This is a genomic window from Pseudomonas sp. NPDC087803 (genome assembly GCF_044742995.1).
Classification (GTDB): Bacteria; Pseudomonadota; Gammaproteobacteria; order Pseudomonadales; family Pseudomonadaceae; genus Aquipseudomonas.
On record NZ_JBIUVO010000052.1, the window covers coordinates 882 to 15,291 of the forward strand.

At 60.0% G+C, this 14,410-nt stretch carries 17 protein-coding genes; 6 read left to right on the forward strand and 11 right to left on the reverse strand.

All coding sequences use genetic code 11. The features are described from left to right. A partial coding sequence (locus ACIOUG_RS20735; RefSeq protein WP_401068309.1) for an electron transfer flavoprotein-ubiquinone oxidoreductase occupies positions 1-1,607 on the forward strand: 1,607 nt, incomplete at its 5' end. A 185-nt stretch (positions 1,608-1,792) separates the two neighbouring features. Here the strand turns inward: ACIOUG_RS20735 and ACIOUG_RS20740 are convergent. Further along, positions 1,793-2,683, reverse strand: coding sequence for an AraC family transcriptional regulator (locus ACIOUG_RS20740; RefSeq protein ID WP_338802672.1), 891 nt, complete (start codon positions 2,681-2,683; stop codon positions 1,793-1,795). A 190-nt stretch (positions 2,684-2,873) separates the two neighbouring features. On the opposite strand from ACIOUG_RS20740, the gene ACIOUG_RS20745 reads away from it, so the two are divergent. Further along, complete coding sequence (locus ACIOUG_RS20745) at positions 2,874-3,926, forward strand: NAD(P)-dependent alcohol dehydrogenase (protein ID WP_401068310.1); 1,053 nt, start codon at positions 2,874-2,876, stop codon at positions 3,924-3,926. Here ACIOUG_RS20745 and ACIOUG_RS20750 read toward each other — a convergent pair. From ACIOUG_RS20750 to ACIOUG_RS20795, 10 genes are all read right to left on the reverse strand, one after another. Further along, positions 3,923-4,726, reverse strand: coding sequence for an IclR family transcriptional regulator (locus ACIOUG_RS20750; RefSeq protein ID WP_096794901.1), 804 nt, complete (start codon positions 4,724-4,726; stop codon positions 3,923-3,925). The genes ACIOUG_RS20745 and ACIOUG_RS20750 overlap by 4 nt on opposite strands. Positions 4,727-4,786: 60 nt before the next feature. Further along, positions 4,787-6,091: an MFS transporter gene (locus tag ACIOUG_RS20755; protein ID WP_097088423.1), complete on the reverse strand. Its 1,305-nt coding sequence runs from the start codon at positions 6,089-6,091 to the stop codon at positions 4,787-4,789. Between the two features lie 179 nt (positions 6,092-6,270). Continuing rightward, a complete protein-coding gene (gene dgoD / locus ACIOUG_RS20760; RefSeq protein WP_003226991.1) occupies positions 6,271-7,419 on the reverse strand; it encodes a galactonate dehydratase in 1,149 nt (382 codons plus the stop codon). A 33-nt stretch (positions 7,420-7,452) separates the two neighbouring features. Next, on the reverse strand, positions 7,453-8,073 hold the full coding sequence (locus tag ACIOUG_RS20765; RefSeq protein ID WP_401068312.1) for a 2-dehydro-3-deoxy-6-phosphogalactonate aldolase: 621 nt from the start codon (positions 8,071-8,073) through the stop codon (positions 7,453-7,455). A 19-nt stretch (positions 8,074-8,092) separates the two neighbouring features. Beyond that, positions 8,093-9,082: a 2-dehydro-3-deoxygalactonokinase gene (locus ACIOUG_RS20770; RefSeq protein ID WP_401068313.1), complete on the reverse strand. Its 990-nt coding sequence runs from the start codon at positions 9,080-9,082 to the stop codon at positions 8,093-8,095. A 207-nt stretch (positions 9,083-9,289) separates the two neighbouring features. Further along, entirely contained in the window at positions 9,290-9,817 is a 528-nt protein-coding gene (locus ACIOUG_RS20775) for a hypothetical protein (RefSeq protein WP_401068315.1), read from the reverse strand. Next, on the reverse strand, positions 9,814-10,548 hold the full coding sequence (locus tag ACIOUG_RS20780) for an alpha/beta hydrolase (RefSeq protein ID WP_401068317.1): 735 nt from the start codon (positions 10,546-10,548) through the stop codon (positions 9,814-9,816). The genes ACIOUG_RS20775 and ACIOUG_RS20780 overlap by 4 nt, the downstream gene beginning before the upstream one ends. 5 nt (positions 10,549-10,553) lie before the next feature. Then, the gene (locus tag ACIOUG_RS20785; RefSeq protein WP_401068318.1) at positions 10,554-11,048 is read right to left on the reverse strand and encodes a PAAR domain-containing protein; all 495 of its coding nucleotides are present in this window, start codon (positions 11,046-11,048) and stop codon (positions 10,554-10,556) included. Next, the gene (locus ACIOUG_RS20790) at positions 11,045-11,707 is read right to left on the reverse strand and encodes a hypothetical protein (RefSeq protein WP_401068320.1); all 663 of its coding nucleotides are present in this window, start codon (positions 11,705-11,707) and stop codon (positions 11,045-11,047) included. The genes ACIOUG_RS20785 and ACIOUG_RS20790 overlap by 4 nt, the downstream gene beginning before the upstream one ends. 159 nt (positions 11,708-11,866) lie before the next feature. Then, positions 11,867-12,346: a GNAT family N-acetyltransferase gene (locus ACIOUG_RS20795; RefSeq protein WP_401068322.1), complete on the reverse strand. Its 480-nt coding sequence runs from the start codon at positions 12,344-12,346 to the stop codon at positions 11,867-11,869. Between the two features lie 214 nt (positions 12,347-12,560). Between ACIOUG_RS20795 and ACIOUG_RS20800 the strand changes: the two genes are divergently transcribed. The 4 genes from ACIOUG_RS20800 (at position 12,561) to ACIOUG_RS20815 (ending at position 14,402) form a co-directional block, all read left to right on the forward strand. After that, positions 12,561-13,229 carry an HD domain-containing protein gene (locus tag ACIOUG_RS20800; RefSeq protein WP_401068324.1) on the forward strand — a complete coding sequence of 223 codons (669 nt, stop codon included), beginning with the start codon at positions 12,561-12,563 and terminating at the stop codon, positions 13,227-13,229. Positions 13,230-13,311: 82 nt separating this feature from the next. Continuing rightward, on the forward strand, positions 13,312-13,656 hold the full coding sequence (locus tag ACIOUG_RS20805) for a hypothetical protein (RefSeq protein ID WP_401068325.1): 345 nt from the start codon (positions 13,312-13,314) through the stop codon (positions 13,654-13,656). Positions 13,657-13,700: 44 nt separating this feature from the next. Further along, positions 13,701-13,958, forward strand: coding sequence for a hypothetical protein (locus ACIOUG_RS20810; RefSeq protein ID WP_016986009.1), 258 nt, complete (start codon positions 13,701-13,703; stop codon positions 13,956-13,958). 63 nt (positions 13,959-14,021) lie between these two features. Next, positions 14,022-14,402, forward strand: a complete 381-nt coding sequence (locus ACIOUG_RS20815; RefSeq protein WP_401068327.1) for a Rho termination factor N-terminal domain-containing protein — start codon at positions 14,022-14,024, stop codon at positions 14,400-14,402. Positions 14,403-14,410: the final 8 nt, after the last annotated feature.

Genomic DNA, 14,410 nt, shown 5'->3' on the forward strand with positions numbered 1-14,410 from the left:
TGTCCGCCGCCTGCGGTCTGAAGCTGAAGGCCGCCGAAGCCGGTAAGGAAATCAGCGTCTGCGTGGTCGAAAAAGGCTCCGAAGTCGGCGCACACATCCTTTCCGGTGCCGTGTTCGAACCACGCGCTCTGAACGAACTGTTCCCGGACTGGAAAGAACTCGGCGCGCCGCTGAACACCCCGGTCACCCGCGATGACATTTTCGTGCTGAAAAACGCCGACAGCGCGCAGAAAATTCCTGACTTCTTTGTGCCCAAGACCATGCACAACGAAGGCAACTACATTATTTCCCTCGGCAACCTGTGCCGCTGGCTGGCCCAGCAGGCCGAGAACCTGGGCGTGGAAATCTACCCGGGCTTCGCCGCTCAGGAAGCACTGATCGACGAAAACGGCATCGTGCGCGGGATCATCACCGGTGATCTGGGCGTCGACCGCGAAGGCCATCCGAAAGAAGGCCTGTACACCCCGGGCATGGAACTGCGTGGCAAGTACACGCTGTTCGCCGAAGGTTGCCGTGGCCACATCGGCAAGCAACTGATCAAGCGCTACAACCTCGACAGCGATGCCGACGCCCAGCACTACGGCATCGGCCTGAAAGAAATCTGGGAAATCGACCCGGCCAAACATCAGCCAGGCCTGGTCGTACACACCGCCGGTTGGCCGCTGGACATCATGGGCACCGAAAACACCGGTGGCTCGTTCCTCTATCACCTGGAAAACAACCAGGTGGTGGTCGGCCTGATCGTTGACCTGTCCTACAGCAACACCTACCTGTCGCCGTTCGACGAGTTCCAGCGCCTCAAGCACCACCCGGTACTGGCTCAGTACCTGGAAGGCGGCAAGCGCGTCAGCTACGGCGCCCGCGCTATCTGCAAGGGTGGCCTGAACTCGCTGCCGAAAATGGTCTTCAAGGGCGGCGCGCTGATCGGTTGCGACCTCGGCACCCTGAACTTCGCCAAGATCAAAGGCAGCCACACTGCGATGAAGTCCGGCATGCTCGCCGCGGAGTCGGTGGCCGATGCACTGTTCGCCGAAAAGGATGGTACTGAAGAGCTGACCTCCTACGTCGACGCGTTCAAGAAGAGCTGGCTCTACGACGAACTGTTCGCCAGCCGTAACTTCGGCCCGGCGATCCATAAGTTCGGCGCCATTGTCGGCGGTGGTTTCAACTGGCTGGACCAGAACATCTTCGGCGGCAAACTGCCGTTCACCCTGCACGACACCAAGCCGGATTACGCCTGCCTCAAGCTCGCGGCCGACTGCAAGAAGATCGACTATCCGAAACCCGACGGCAAACTCAGCTTCGACAAACTGAGCTCGGTGTTCATCTCCGGTACCAACCACGAAGAAGAACAGCCGTGCCACCTGAAGCTGACCGACCCGAGCATCCCGATCAGCAAGAACCTGCCGCTGTACGACGAACCGGCGCAGCGCTACTGCCCGGCCGGCGTCTACGAAGTGATCACCAAGGAAGACGGCGAAAAACGCTTCCAGATCAACGCTCAGAACTGCGTGCACTGCAAGACCTGTGACATCAAGGATCCTTCGCAGAACATCACTTGGGTTACGCCGGAAGGCGCTGGTGGTCCGACTTACCCGAACATGTAAGTCGTATCGCTGAACAACGAGGCTCCCGAAACGGGGGCCTTTTTGTTGCCCACTATTCCTTGTTGCACCACAAAATCACTGTAGGAGTGAGCCTGCTCGCGATAGCGGTGTATCAGTCAGCATCATCGTTGACCGACACACCGCTATCGCGAGCAGGCTCACTCCTACAAGGGATTTGCGCAGAATCAGGCTACGCGCTCATCCCCCGGACTGCGCTCAAAGTAGCGCTTGTACTCGCGACTGAACTGCGATGTGCTCTGATACCCCACCCGATGCGCCACCTGCGCCACACCCAGCCCTTCCGCCACCAACAGCGTCTGCGCCTTGAGCAGGCGCAAGCGCTTCAGATACTGCACCGGCGACAGCAACGTGCTGCGCTTGAAATGCTCATGAAACGACGACACGCTCATGTTGGCGCACCCGGCCAATGTCTCGACATTCAGCGGTTCGGTGTAATGCGCATGCAGATGGCTGATCGACGCCGCCACCCGGGCAAACTGCCCCTGCTGTTCCACCAGCGCCCGCAACACATCGGCCTGCGGCCCACGCAGCGCGGTGAACAACAATTCACGCACCCGCGCCGGCCCGAGAATCTGGCATTCCAGCGGATCGTGCAGGCAGCGCAGCAAGCGTTCGACACAGCCGCGCATGTCATCGTCGAGCACTACCGAGGTCATCGACTCCGGGGTCTGCGCCGGGATGTGCCGCCCCGGCGCCAGTCCCATGGCCAGCACCAGCTCGCCGAGCAACACCCGGTCGATGGCCACCGACACTCCGAGCAACGGCGCATCCGGCAAGGCAAAGGTTTCGCACTCGAACGGCACCGGCAGCGCCTGAATCAGGTAATGCCCGGCGCCATACTCCATGGTGCGCGGGCCGAGAAACGCCAGTTTGCTGCCCTGAGCGATGATCATCAGGCTCGGCTCGTAAATGTGCGGGCCACGCGCCACGTCGCAACTGGCGCGCAAAACCTGCACGCCGGGCAGCCCGGTCTGGCTGTAACCGTCGCGGAGCGCCAGCGGCTCGATCAGCGAAACCAGGGTGGCATTGGCATCAAGGTGACGGGTCAACTGCATCGGAGGGGTCTTCAAAAAAGTCACGGAAAAAGGCATGCAAGCATCATCGCAGATCCTTTTGCCAATGCGCTTGCCCAGACCTGCATGCCGGAGGATTAGGCATGAGACCCGGAGGAATCGTCATGGCCGCAGCGGCCGACGGCGCCCAAAATGCGCCACCTCACCTGTCACTGCTTCTGCGAGGTTCCTCATGTACACCGCTATCGGTTATGCCGCCCAATCGGCCACCACTCCCCTCGCCCCGATGAAATTCGAACGCCGCAGCCCTCGCGCTGACGACGTGGCGATCGAGATCCTGTATTGCGGCGTCTGCCACTCCGACATCCATCAGGCCCGCAACGAATGGGGCATCGCCGTTTATCCGTTGATGCCCGGCCACGAGATCGTCGGCAAAGTCACCGCCATCGGTGCGAACGTCACGCAACATAAAGTCGGCGATCTGGTCGGCGTCGGCTGCATGGTCGACTCCTGCCGCACCTGCGCCGCCTGCCAGCAGAACCTCGAGCAATACTGCCTCGAAGGCCCGACCATGACTTACGCCACCCCGGACCGGGTCGATGGCAGCAACACCATGGGCGGTTATTCGGACAGCATCGTGATCAGCGAGCACTTCGTCGTGCGCATCCCGGAAAAGCTGGATCTGGCCAGCGCCGCGCCGATCCTCTGCGCCGGTATCACCACTTACTCGCCGCTCAAGCACTACGGCGTGAAAGCCGGTGACAAGGTCGGGATTCTCGGCATGGGCGGCCTCGGCCACATGGGCATCAAGTTCGCCAAGGCCATGGGCGCGGAAGTCACGCTGTTCACCCGTTCGGCGAGCAAGGCCGAGGAAGGTCGTCGTCAGGGCGCCGATCATGTGATCGTCTCCACCGATGCCGAACAGATGGCCGCCGCCGCAGGCCGCTTCGACTTCCTCCTCGACACCATTCCGGTGCAGCACGACCTCAACCCGTACCTGCAAACCCTGCGCTTTGATGGCGTGCACATTCTGGTCGGCCTGATCGAACCGATCGACCCGCCGGTGCATGCTGCCAACCTGGTGCTGGGCCGCCGCGTACTGGCCGGTTCGTTGATCGGCGGCATCGCTGAAACCCAGGAAGTGCTGGATTTCTGCGCCGAGCACGACATCACCTGCGACATTGAAATGCTCGACATCCGCCAGATCAACGAGGCTTACGCGCGGATGATCGCCGGTGACGTGAAGTATCGCTTCGTTATCGACATGGCGACGCTGAAGCTTTAAACCTTCAGACCGAGTTCTGCCGAGAGCCGGGCTGTGACCCCTTTGATCAGGGGAATCAGCTCGGCCATTTTTTCCAGCGGCATGTACGGCACGGTGCTGGCGATGCTGATCGCCGCCACAATCCGCTTGCTCGCATCGCGAATCGGCGCCGCCACGCAGCGGATCGACGGTTCGTTGTCTTCCAGATCGAAGGCGTAGCCGCCGGCCACGTACTCGGTCATGCGCTGTTCGAGCTGTTCCCACGACTGCTGCGGATGCTGCGGCCAGAACTGACTTTTCCCACCCGCCGGCAGGCTGATGTCGTACAGGCGCTGCCAATCCTGCGGCGCATCATCGAGCATCAACGCCTTGCCGATCCCGGTGCGCGCCAACGGCATCCGGTGGCCGACCCGCGAACGCATTTCCGGGCCGTTACGCCCCGGATTCTTCAGCAGGTACAGAACTTCGTCGCCTTCACGAATGCCAAGGTGAACGGTGTCGCCGGTCAGCGCCGACAACTCGTCCAGATACGGCCCGGCCAGACTCACCAGCGGCAGCTCTTCGCGGGCCTGAAACCCCAGCTCGATCAGCTTCGGCCCCAGCAGATAGCCGATTTGCGGCACCACGCGCAGATAGCGCTCGTCGACCAGGCAACTGGCCAGACGATGGGTGGTGCTGCGCGTGGTGCCGATCAGCCGGGCGATCTCTTTCAGATCGCGGGCGCCACTGGCCACCGCCTGCACCACCCCCAGTCCGCGAAGCAGCGTCTGAGTGCCGGTGGGTGCGGCGTCCTTGGTTTTTTCCGGGGCGTCTTCCTGCATATCCAGCCTTTACCGTTGAGCGAGGGAACGGGCGGCATTATGGTCGCCCGACGCAGACCACTACAACTCGATACGCTCGACCTTGCCCACCAGCAGCACGTAGGACAATGCACCGATCAGCGCCAGCACCGCGATGTAGGTAATCGCCGGGGCGAACGAATCGCCACTGGCGAGGAACCCGATGACGATCGGCGTGGCAATCGCCGACAGGTTGCCGATGAAGTTGAACACCCCGCCGGTCAGACCGAGCAAACGCGCCGGAGCCAGGGTCGAGACCAGCGACCAGGTAATCGAGGCCAGCCCGTTGCCGAAAAACGCCAGCGCCAGGAAGGCAATCACCAGCGGCGTCGACTCAACGAAATTGGCGCCGATGATCGAGGTGGAAATCAGCAGCCCGCCAATGATCGGCAACTTGCGCGCGAAGCCGACGCTGCAGCCACGCCGGATCAACAGGTCGGAAAAGAATCCCGAGCACAGCACGCCGACAAAGGCCGCGAGAAACGGCAGCGAGGCCAACAGGCCGGACTTGATGAAGTCCATGCCACGGTATTTCACCAGATAGGTCGGGAACCACGTCAGAAAAAACCACAGCGTCGAGTTCAGGCAGAACTGGCCGAGGTAGATGCCCCACAACTTGCGTTTGCTCAGGACGATGCCGAGATCGGTCCAACTGAACGAGGCCTTGGCCGTTTGCGCTTGAATATCTACCAGGCCGCCACCCTCACGGATCAGGTCGATTTCCGCGTCGTTGGCGCCCTTGAAATCCCGCGGTTCGCGATACACCGCGTACCAGATCGCCGCCCAGATGATGCCCGCCGCACCGGTCGCGACAAACACCATGTGCCAGCCGAACTCATGTTGCAGCCAGGCCAGCACCGGGGTCAGAAACGCCAGACCGACAAACTGCCCGGAGGTGTAGAAGCCAATCGCCGTGGCCCGCTCACGCTCGGGAAACCAGGTGGTCACCACGCGGCTGTTGATCGGATAGGCCGGTGCTTCCAGCGCGCCGACCGCCATGCGCAAGACGAACAGCGCAATGAAACTCGCGGCAAAACCGAGCAGCACCGTGGCCAGCGACCACAGCAGCAGCGCAACGCTATAAAGGATGCGCGGCGGCACCCGATCCACCAGCCAGCCGCCAGGGATCTGCATCGCGGCGTAGGTCCAGCCGAATGCGGAAAAAATCAGCCCGACATGCACCGGGTCGATGCCCAGTTCGCTGGTCAGCGCGGGCGCGGCAATCGACAGGTTACTGCGGTCGAGGTAGTTGATGACCACGGTGATGAACAGCAGCACCATGATGAAAAACCGCTTGCGGCTGGGCGTGACTAAAGACGCCTGCCCGGTGAGGGTTTGCGTTGGCATGGAGGTGCCTCTTCTTATGATTATTTGAGGTCATTGACGCCATCTCCCATCCATGGAAATCAATTGTGGGAGGGGGCTTGCTCCCGAATGCGGAGTGTCAGTCGACATCTCTTTAGCTGACATGCCGCATTCGGGAGCAAGCCCCCTCCCACAAGGATTTGTGGTGAGTCAGAAGGGACTCACCACTCGGCAAAACTGCCATCGGCATGGCGCCAGATCGGGTTGCGCCAGCGGTGCCCGACGGCGGCACGTTCGATCACGTATTCCTCGTTGATCTCGATGCCCAACCCCGGCCCGTTCGGAATCTTCACGAAGCCCTGGTCATAGTCGAACACCCGCGGATCCTTCACGTAGTCGAGCAAGTCGTTGCTCTCGTTGTAATGGATACCCAGGCTCTGTTCCTGGATGAACGCGTTGTAGCAAACCGCATCCAGTTGCAGGCACGCCGCCAGCGCGATCGGCCCCAGCGGGCAATGCAGCGCCAGCGCCACGTCGTAGGCTTCGGCCATGTTGGCGATCTTGCGGGTCTCGGTGATGCCGCCAGCGTGCGAGGCATCCGGCTGGATGATGTCGACATAACCTTCGCTCAGCACCCGCTTGAAATCCCAGCGCGAGAACAGCCGCTCACCCAGGGCAATCGGCGTGCTGGTCAGCGGCGCCAATTCTTTCAGCGCTTCATAGTTTTCGCTGAGCACCGGCTCTTCGATGAACATCAGTTTGTACGGATCAAGTTCCTTCATCAGCACCTTGGCCATGGGTTTGTGCACCCGGCCATGGAAGTCAACGCCGATACCGACGTTGGGCCCGACCGCATCGCGCACCGCAGCCACGTTGGCCAATGCCAGATCGACTTTCTCGAAGGAATCGAGAAACTGTAGCTCCTCGGTGCCGTTCATTTTCACCGCAGTGAACCCACGGCTCACCGCCTCTTTCGCGGCGCGTGCGGTGTCGGCCGGACGGTCGCCACCGATCCACGAATACACGCGAATCTTGTCGCGCACCTGACCACCCAGCAGATCGCTGACCGAGACGCCGAGGGCCTTGCCCTTGATGTCCCACAGCGCCTGGTCGATACCGGCGAGCGCACTCATGTGGATCGCGCCGCCGCGATAGAAGCCGCCGCGGTACAACACGGTCCAGATGTCCTCGATGTTGCGTGGGTCTTTGCCGATCAGGTAGTCGGACAATTCTTCAACGGCAGCGGCGACGGTGTGCGCGCGGCCTTCGACCACAGGTTCGCCCCAACCGGTCACGCCCTCGTCGGTTTCGACTTTGAGGAAGCACCAGCGCGGCGGGACGATGAAGGTGGTGAGTTTGGTGATTTTCATCTTCTTGTCTCTCTTATAGATGCGCCGGAAATGTTAACGAAGGGCTTTCCAGGCGGCGACGTAAGCCTTGGCATTGATCGCAACTTGCTCAACGCTCATGCCCGGTTTGAACAGTCCGGAACCGAGGCCGAAACCTTTCACGCCAGCGTCGATGAACGCTTGCATGTTGTCCGGGGTGATCCCGCCGACCGGCGCCAGCACCGTCCCGGTGGGCAACACCGCGAGCCATGCCTTGACCACCGCCGGGCTCATCTGCTCGGCCGGGAACAGCTTGAGAATGTCCGCGCCCTCCTCCAGCGCCGCGAACGCTTCAGTCGGTGTCGCGACACCCGGCGACAGGTACAGCCCCGCCGCTTTCGCTGCGCGCAGCACTTTGGCATCGCTGTGTGGCATGACGATCACCTGGCCGCCAGCCTCCTTCACCAACTCGACCTGCTCCGGGGTCAGCACCGTGCCGGCACCAATCAGGCAATCGGCGGGCAAGGTCTGACGCAGGATGCGGATACTTTCGTACGGCGATGGGGAATTGAGCGGTACTTCGATGACGCGAAATCCGGCTGCATACAGGACTTCTCCGACCGCAGCGGCTTCCTGCGGATGCAGGCCACGCAGGATCGCGATCAGACCATTTTGCGCCAGTGCTTGCTTGAGCATGTCAGGCCTCCAGTCAGGGTTAACGGGATGAGGAATCGAGCAGTCCGGCGGCCAGCGCCAGTTGCCACAGGCCACGCTCGGAGGCCTGCTCGGCCAGCGTGACCCGGGCGAAACCACAGGCATCGAGGGCGCGGCTGTAGCGGGCGCAGAGTTGTGCGTTGCCGATGAGGACGATCAAAGGCAGATGCACGCTGTTGCGTCGGCGGCGTTGAACCGTGGCGAGTGCCGCCAGCTCATGACCGATCAACAGACCAGACAAATAATCAGGTTGCGCACTGGCGCCGAGTTCGCCGGTCAGGCCCAGGGTGCGGGCACTGAACAGCGTCGATAGAACGCCCAGTTCGCCATCCGCCGACAGCGCCACCTGCACGCCACGGTCAAACGCCGGGCCATCGAAAGCCGCGCCGTGCTGTTGGGTACGACCCAGAATGCTGTGTTCACTGAGCACGGCGAACACTTCGCCGGTCATGAAGGTGTCGAAATGAGTGATGCAGCCATCGACCACTTCCACCCACTTGGAATGGCTGCCCGGCAGACCGATCAACAGATCGCCGCCCGCCTCGGCTGGCAGGCTCTGCAGCACGCCGAGGACCTGGGTTTCTTCACCGCGCATCACATTGGGCAGGTGTGAACGCTGGATCACACCCGGCACGATGTGCACCCGCGTGCCACGCAGACTGACCAAGGTTTGTAGGGAATTTCCGAGATTGGCGACGTTCGCCGGCGTTTCGCAGTAGGCCGCTTCGCGCCAGCCCTGAGCGCTGCCGACCATGCCGCAGGCGATCACTGGCAGATCGGGCTGCGCATCGAGCCAGTCGCCACACGCGTCTTCGAAAGCCAGTTCAAAGCCGTCGGCGCATTCACCACCGTTGATGACTCGCGGCGTCTTCGGCAACTGCATGATCCCGGACGACAGCGCACGCTGCTCCAGCACCACACCACCGGCCGCGAGTTTGTAAGCACGTAATGAGGTCGTCCCCCAGTCGAGCGCGATCAATTGCGCCTGCATCGCTTCACCTGTTTTGTTTTTGGCAGTGAGTGCGACGGACTATAGACCTCTCAAGCGCGAAATCTCAATATGTAATTTTACATCCCATATTTCGGGATTGTGTCAGTCCATTTTTGTCCAACGCCGGACGACGTCCGTTCAGGTGCAGGCAGGACGAACACGTTAAAAAACCAGCAATCAGTAGCAGCCGGAATCCTCGCAGTTCCATCAATCGCGCGTCTCCTGAATCGCATGCATGATGTCAGCAGCTGGAATGAGCATTGACTTCGAATAATAGCCACCGAATGAATAAGCAGACGTGAACACCTTACAAGAGATGACATTACGCTGACTTAACACCTGTAATAATTCACTGGCAGGCATAAAAATATTCGATACGCCCTCATCCTCCTTTTTAAACGAGGACAATCTGGCCATATAAATATGCTCGGCTTTAGATCCAGAACTATCAAGCTCAACAAAATCCCCAACCAAATACTGAGCTAACTTATCAAAATCTTTAAATTCGACATCCTTATCCAGAGAGCAGAACAAAGACTCGCCCAACTGACTTTCCCCGGTCGCATTCTGAAAAAAATTCAACAGATCAGTTTTCGAAGCAAACTTAACACCTAAGGATGAGTGATCATCTCCACCACTGACAGAAATCAAGTCAACATCAATGACGGGAAGAACCGGTTGCTTAGTGCAAGAACAGCACAACAGCAGCGTCAGAAAAATAAACAACGACTTCATTTCGAAGATTCCAAATATTGACTCAAACGTTCATACACAATATCGCAGGCCGATTTACCACCCTGTAGCGTTGCGCCAAACATGACACCCGCCTGACGATGGTTGGCGTCTACCGCTTCGTTGATATCCGGGCCGGATGTCATAACCCAACGCTCGCCCATGCTGGCCACGTTATCAGATGAATCCGGCGCCTTAGGAGAAGCCAGTACATTGACCCAATAATCTGCCGAGGGCTTCGGAGTCGTGAAGTATATATCTGACACCATCCAGACGCCTGTACCACCGCCAACAGGATCGAGTGTTACCAATACCTTTACGGTGTAACCGCGCTCTTTCAGAATCGAAGTCAGATGTGCACCATTCCAACCGCCCAAACTATGACCTACAACAACAATGTAGACCGATTTATCACCCTTCAAAGGACGCTCAACGTACTTTTTAATATCTTTCTCACCACGAACATCTTTATAGCTTATGTACGGCAGATTAACCTCTATTTTCTGCTCATTATTAAGACGTTTCTCTAACTGCTTCCATGCATTCATCACGTTATGATGCGGTGGTTCATTCTGATAATATTCTTCCTTATCTCCAGCACCACCAATAAAGAATACGGCTATTTTTTTTACTTTAACCGCAGCCTGCTTGACGGCCTGGTCAGTCTTGCAGGTCAACTCATGACCGGCCACTTCAGTTTTACAGTCGTTGAGCGCGGGATTTTCGACTTCCATTTCGATCACTCTACAAACAGTTTAATAGTTTCGGCCAAATGCGAACTGACCATATGGGTAAAGCCCTGTTCATCGGTGATGCCATGCTCAACACGCCCATCGCCTCGCTGAATCGCATAAGGATGGTCGGGAATCGGTTCGCCCGTGGCTTCGTTAATCACTTGCATCCGATCATTGAAATGCACCGGCATCGGCAACAACCCACTGAACGCTGCCCCTCCACCACTCTGGCCAATAATCACCGTCCCCGAACCACCGACCACGACATTGCCGTGCCCACCGGTGCTGTCGAGCGTGGCGGCGTTCAGGCCGTTGATGAATACGGTGCCGGAAACAGCGCCGGTGATCGGGCTGCCACAGGCCGACTTATCGGTCATGCGCGCGGCGGCGAGGCCGTCGAAAAAGACGTCGGGCGAGCCGGAAACGATCGGGTTGGTGCCATGGCCTGGCAATGGGCAGGCGGTCGGGTCGGTGACGCGGGCGGCGGGTTTACCACTCAATTCAAAGCTCCTTGCTTCAGAGGTTCCGGGTGCGGCTGATGGATATCGATGACGGTCGCGGCGAAGCGCCAGCGGTTGTCGACGGGATCGAACAGCGCGTGACAATGTTCACGGCTGTCGGGTGATCTGGCGGTTTGCAGGTGTCGCCAGGCTTCGTCGGTTTGCCAGGCCAGTTCGGCCGGTGAGGCATCGTCGAGCTGGTTGAGCCAGGCGTTGTAATTGCGCAGGTGATGGCGCTCGTAGGTCGATTGCAGCAGCTCGGCCATTTGTATGCCGAGGTCCAGATGATGTTCGGCTGTCCACTGGCCGATCTCGGAATAGACGTACCAGCCCATCGGCATCAACGCACCGTCCTTGAGCAACGAATGGCTGGCGGGGGCGACGAAACCGCAACAGATGTGCAGCGTCAGCCAGCCCTGCTGCGCTGCGATAAACGCGTTCGGTTCAAATTGGCGTAACGCGATCACACGGTAGTCACCCAGGCCGGCACTGCGGGCCATGAGTTCGGCATCAAGCCGTGACACAAACGCGCGAATGGCTTTGCCACCGGTGCGATTGACGATGCACAGGATGTCTACCGGTTGACGCTTGGGGTTGTCGGAGGAGCCTGAGTTTTTCACCAGGCCATACAGACGCATCGACGCCCGCAGTCCGCTCATCGCCGGTCACTCATGGACGCAGCGAAGGCTCCACGGGCGTGGAGAAATAGTGCCAAAGGCATTGCAGGTGTCGTCCGTGAGCGCGCAAAAATGGCGCGTAGAATGCCGGACTAGAGCGGTGGCGGCAATCAATTCAATATTGGATTGCCATCATTTATCTCAACCCTCGGCGAACTCGCGCAGCACCTTGCCATCCATGCGATAGCGTACCCACTCTTCCTGCGGCTGCGCGCCGAGGGATTTGTAGAAGTCGATGGCCGGGGTGTTCCAGTCCAGCACGCTCCACTCGAAGCGCCCGCAGTCATTGTCACAGGCGATTTTCGCCAGATGCCGCAGCAGGGTTTTGCCGGCACCGCCGCCGCGTTGCTCGGGGGTGATGTAGAGGTCTTCGAGGTACAGGCAATTGCTGCCGAGCCACGTCGAATAGCTGAAGAAGAATACCGCAAAACCGATCGGCACCCCGTCGCGCAGGCAGATCAGGCCGTGGGCGGTAGCGCCCTCGCTGAACAGGCTGCGCTCGATGTCGGTGACGCTGGCAATCACTTCGTGGCGAGCCTTTTCGAAATCTGCCAGTTCGGTGATGAAGGCGAGGATTTGCGGAGCATCGCTGGGGGTCGCCGGGCGGATTTCGATCGTCATGGACGGGCCTTGTCGGAAAAGGAAAACGCCATACTAAGGCCGTGGACGGCGCTCGTCACATGGCAAAACAGAGAATATCCTGCTCCGATATTGCAACGTGGGAGCGGGCTTGCTCGCGAAAGCGGTCTGACAGACAACAATGATGGTGACTGGATTGATGCCTTCGCGAGCAAGCCCGCTCCACAGGGAACTTCGACAGTCTGAAAGGATGCTCATGAACACTGAGATTTTCATGCCCGTGGAGGCGCTCGCAGCAGCACTGCTGCCCCACGCCCTCGAACCCGGCGACGATGGCGCCCACGACCTCCCGCACCTGCAACGGGTCTGGCACAACGTGCGCAATCTGCACGCCGAAGAAGGTGGCGACCTTGGGGTGTTGCTCGCCGCCGTGTTGCTGCACGACTGCGTGTCCGTGGAAAAAAACTCGCCGCTGCGCTCACAGGCTTCGCGTCTCGCCGCAGACAAAGCTGCAAACGTACTGGCCGGGCTGGACTGGCCCGAAAGCAAAATCAGCGCCGTCACCCACGCCATCGAAGCCCACAGTTTCTCCGCCAACATCACCCCACTCACCCTCGAAGCGAAACTGGTCCAGGACGCCGACCGTCTCGACTCGCTGGGCATGCTCGGCGTCGCCCGCACCTTCTACGTCGCCGGGCGCATGGGCAGTGCGCTGTATGACCCGCAGGATCCCGAAGCGAAAGCACGCGACTACGACGACAAGCGGTTCTGCCTCGACCACTTCCAGACCAAACTGCTGCACCTCGCCGAGGGTTTCCAGACCGCCGCCGGCCAGCGTCTGGCGCAGATTCGCCATCAACGCCTGAAGGGCTTCATGGAGCAGTTCAAGGAAGAGATCGGCGTCGATACCGCGCTTGGCCAGTAGACCGTTCGTCGATCATCAGGCACCAATCCGATCCTGGGGCTGACCAACGACAGGTAAGGATTCCAATCACTGGAGAAGCCCTATGATCCCGTCAAGGTTGACTGCCCTGGTTTTCACCGCTCTGCTCTGCCCCGCGGTATTTGCCGCGACCACCACCGCTGCCGGAACCGGCCCCACCGATCCGGTGCCCTCTCCGCGAGCGCCCGCCATCAATAGTGCTCCGGGCATGAACACCGATGGTTCCGGGGTGCCGTTGATCAACCAGCCACCGGCCACCGGCACCGACCCACGCACCCAAGGCAGTGACCCCGGCCGCCAGGGTGGCATGAACACCCCCGATTCCCCTGCCACACCCGACAACGCCGGCCCCGGCATCGGCTCGAAAACCACCACCGGTGGTTCGGGCTCCGAGGGCGGCGGCCAGTAGTTCGCCGACGCGAGCGTCCTATTCACATCCATGAAGAGGTAACCATGAACGTCGATAAAAACCTGGAAAAAGAAGTCCTCACCCGCCTGCTGCACGCCCATCCAAGCGGATTGGGTAAAGAGGTGCTGGATAATTATCGCGGTGAGAAAGTCGTCGCCAGCGCTCTCGCCGCCCTGCAGGATCGCGGACTGATCCACCACGGGCACGTGACCTGCAACGAGGCCGGCGAGCATTCGTTGAATCTGCCGATCAAGCTCAGTGCGGCCGGCGTCGAAGCGGCGCGCAAGCTGGATTTGCAGTAGTCCTCAGGCCGCTCGCTGCCGGTGCGGCGAGCGGCCGAATCTGCACACAAGAGGAGAAATCCCATGCCTCGTGGAAGCAAAGACAAATACACCGCCGAACAGAAGCGCAAGGCCGAACACATCGAAGACAGCTATGAGAAAAAAGGCTTGTCGAAGGATGCAGCCGAAGCGCGGGCCTGGGCGACGGTCAACAAACAGTCGGGCGGCGGCGAAAAGGCTGGCGGCTCGGGGCGCAGGAAACCGGCGAACGCCAAGTCCGAAGATCGCAAGGAATCATCGCGGCGTGCGGTGGCCAGTCGCGAAGGACATGCGCGCGACAGCAAGGCATCGCGCGAGACGCAGACCGTGGACAGTTTGAGGAAAGAGGCGCGGGCGAAGAATATCGCCGGGCGCTCTTCGATGCGCAAGGATGAGTTGATTGCGGCTTTGCGCAAGGCCGGTTGATTTTGCTG

Excerpts from the sequence above, each read along its gene's own strand:
- ACIOUG_RS20740 (WP_338802672.1), bottom strand. The coding sequence starts at position 2,683 with ATGCAGTTGACCCGTCACCTTGATGCCAATGCCACCCTGGTTTCGCTG.
- ACIOUG_RS20745 (WP_401068310.1), top strand. The coding sequence starts at position 2,874 with ATGTACACCGCTATCGGTTATGCCGCCCAATCGGCCACCACTCCCCTC.
- ACIOUG_RS20750 (WP_096794901.1), bottom strand. The coding sequence starts at position 4,726 with ATGCAGGAAGACGCCCCGGAAAAAACCAAGGACGCCGCACCCACCGGC.
- ACIOUG_RS20755 (WP_097088423.1), bottom strand. The coding sequence starts at position 6,091 with ATGCCAACGCAAACCCTCACCGGGCAGGCGTCTTTAGTCACGCCCAGC.
- dgoD (WP_003226991.1), bottom strand. The coding sequence starts at position 7,419 with ATGAAAATCACCAAACTCACCACCTTCATCGTCCCGCCGCGCTGGTGC.
- ACIOUG_RS20765 (WP_401068312.1), bottom strand. The coding sequence starts at position 8,073 with ATGCTCAAGCAAGCACTGGCGCAAAATGGTCTGATCGCGATCCTGCGT.
- ACIOUG_RS20770 (WP_401068313.1), bottom strand. The coding sequence starts at position 9,082 with ATGCAGGCGCAATTGATCGCGCTCGACTGGGGGACGACCTCATTACGT.
- ACIOUG_RS20775 (WP_401068315.1), bottom strand. The coding sequence starts at position 9,817 with ATGAAGTCGTTGTTTATTTTTCTGACGCTGCTGTTGTGCTGTTCTTGC.
- ACIOUG_RS20780 (WP_401068317.1), bottom strand. The coding sequence starts at position 10,548 with ATGGAAGTCGAAAATCCCGCGCTCAACGACTGTAAAACTGAAGTGGCC.
- ACIOUG_RS20790 (WP_401068320.1), bottom strand. The coding sequence starts at position 11,707 with ATGAGCGGACTGCGGGCGTCGATGCGTCTGTATGGCCTGGTGAAAAAC.
- ACIOUG_RS20795 (WP_401068322.1), bottom strand. The coding sequence starts at position 12,346 with ATGACGATCGAAATCCGCCCGGCGACCCCCAGCGATGCTCCGCAAATC.
- ACIOUG_RS20800 (WP_401068324.1), top strand. The coding sequence starts at position 12,561 with ATGAACACTGAGATTTTCATGCCCGTGGAGGCGCTCGCAGCAGCACTG.
- ACIOUG_RS20805 (WP_401068325.1), top strand. The coding sequence starts at position 13,312 with ATGATCCCGTCAAGGTTGACTGCCCTGGTTTTCACCGCTCTGCTCTGC.
- ACIOUG_RS20810 (WP_016986009.1), top strand. The coding sequence starts at position 13,701 with ATGAACGTCGATAAAAACCTGGAAAAAGAAGTCCTCACCCGCCTGCTG.
- ACIOUG_RS20815 (WP_401068327.1), top strand. The coding sequence starts at position 14,022 with ATGCCTCGTGGAAGCAAAGACAAATACACCGCCGAACAGAAGCGCAAG.